Raw genomic sequence first — 1,042 nt, forward strand, 5'->3', positions numbered from 1 at the left:
ACCGCATGACGCTGATCGAGTTCCTGACTGCACGGCTGGGCGAGGACGAGGTGGCGGCACGGACGGCGATGATCCGTACCGAGCTCTACGACTCGGCCGCCGAGGAGGGTGGTTGAGAAGGCTGCCACCGAGGGCGCCGCCCTTCTCTATGCCGACCACCCGGACTACGACGACGCGCGTGGCGCCCCTGACACGCCGAGACTTGACCCCGGCCACCAGATCCGTAACATCGGCGGTGGAGCAGTGTGCCAACAACGAGGCCCCCACACCCACCGGGTGCAGGGGCCTTCGTCGTAGTCGCTCAGGCGTCCAGCAGTTGCGCAACCCGCTGGTACGACAGCTCCACCAGAGCCGCGGAGTCGCGGACGCTGATTCCGGCATCGGCCATCTTGCGCACGGTCGCCAAGCGGTCCGCCTCGAACTGGCGGCGCCGCTCCTCAAGGTCGGCGCGCTCCTTCAGATACGCCTCCCACATCGCCTGCCCCTCGGGGCCCAGGACCGCCGACAGGTCCCACTTCAGCTCGAACGAGTCATCGTCTGCGTCGAGCAGGCCAGCCAGCAGATCCCGCACCTCTTCCTCGAGGTCGGCCAGCCGCTGGGTCTCCGTTGCACCTCCAAGCACTCCGTCGACCTCAGCGACCCACCACTTGCCTTCGCGGGTCACGGTCACCTTGTGCTTCATTTGTCGAGCCATCCTTCCCCGAAGATTCCTTCGAGCGCCTCTTCGTTGGATCGGGTCACCTTCTGGGACTGCTGTCCCGAGTGCCCTGTGAGGCCAATGCGGCCCATCTCCTTGCCCTCCGAGTCCAGGACCACCCAGATGGTGTGCGAGCCCTTACCCCTCTTGGGCAGGTTCTCGACGGAGTACCCGAGACGCCGCGCATGCGTGCGCACCGCCTTGAGCACCTGCTGGGTGGATCGTGTTCCTCGGACCATGAGGTTAAGTCTACTGTAGTAGACGCGCAACCGTCTAATTGCCTAGACGCCACTCGCGGTGGTCTCGATCACAGGAGGCGGCCCATGGACGTGGTCATCGACGGCA

The 1,042-nt window shown here is 65.6% G+C and carries 2 protein-coding genes; both read right to left on the bottom strand.

Annotation, left to right across the window (positions count from 1 at the left end; translation table 11 throughout):
• Positions 1 to 301: 301 nt before the first annotated feature.
• Positions 302 to 682, bottom strand: coding sequence for a hypothetical protein (locus ABD254_RS21225; RefSeq protein WP_344250966.1), 381 nt, complete (start codon positions 680 to 682; stop codon positions 302 to 304).
• A complete protein-coding gene (locus ABD254_RS21230; RefSeq protein ID WP_344250968.1) occupies positions 679 to 936 on the bottom strand; it encodes a hypothetical protein in 258 nt (85 codons plus the stop codon). The genes ABD254_RS21225 and ABD254_RS21230 overlap by 4 nt, the downstream gene beginning before the upstream one ends.
• Positions 937 to 1,042: the final 106 nt, after the last annotated feature.

Origin of the sequence: Isoptericola hypogeus (genome assembly GCF_039531145.1) — a bacterium.
Taxonomy (GTDB): Bacteria; Actinomycetota; Actinomycetes; order Actinomycetales; family Cellulomonadaceae; genus Isoptericola; species Isoptericola hypogeus.